The organism is Psychrobacter sp. 1U2, assembly GCF_051847575.1.
In genome coordinates this window covers 1-601 of the sequence record NZ_JBPYDC010001432.1, presented here as the reverse complement: position 1 = coordinate 601, position 601 = coordinate 1, and the positions used below count along the sequence as shown (strand labels likewise).

The window sequence follows — 601 nt, the reverse complement described above, 5'->3', positions numbered from 1 at the left end:
AAAAGCGTTCTTGACAGTATAAATTTGGTTGACAAGAAGTTGGTATGCATAAGTTATTCGGTTAGAAAAATATTAATAATATTCGCTTAAGTGCATAATAATAATTAAGAACTGTCCAGTCATATTTAAGAAATAAAGTGCTTTAAGTGTTGTCTTAGTGTGAGAAAGCCATTACTATTCAAATTAGGAGACCGTTTAAATAATAGGTATGGAAGGAGATTATCCTGACCTACTGATTATAGTGACGGTAAAACAACGAGGACGTTTGGAGATATATAATGCGCACTACCTTTCATTTAAAAACACTTGCGGTAGCAATCGCAACGCTTTCTGTAGCCAGCGTAACAAGCGCTGCTGGCCTTGATCGCTCGGGTCAAGATGTCACAGCTTTCTTCCAAGATGGCGTTTATGCCGAAGCTGTCTATACTTACATTGATGCTGACGTTAGTGGTAGAGATAGCGCAAATAATGTGCCTAGCAGTAATACTTATGTTGAAGGTGGTGACACTGGTGATATTGCTGAATCTTATGATTTTTTCCGTTATGGCGTAAAAGCAGATATCAATGATACCTTTAGTATCGGTCTTTTATATGATGAGCC

At 37.4% G+C, this 601-nt stretch carries 1 pseudogene; it reads left to right on the top strand.

The window, feature by feature from the left end:
• Positions 1-278: 278 nt before the first annotated feature.
• Positions 279-601: pseudogene (locus tag ACS8FD_RS22485) on the top strand (hypothetical protein); the annotation flags it as partial.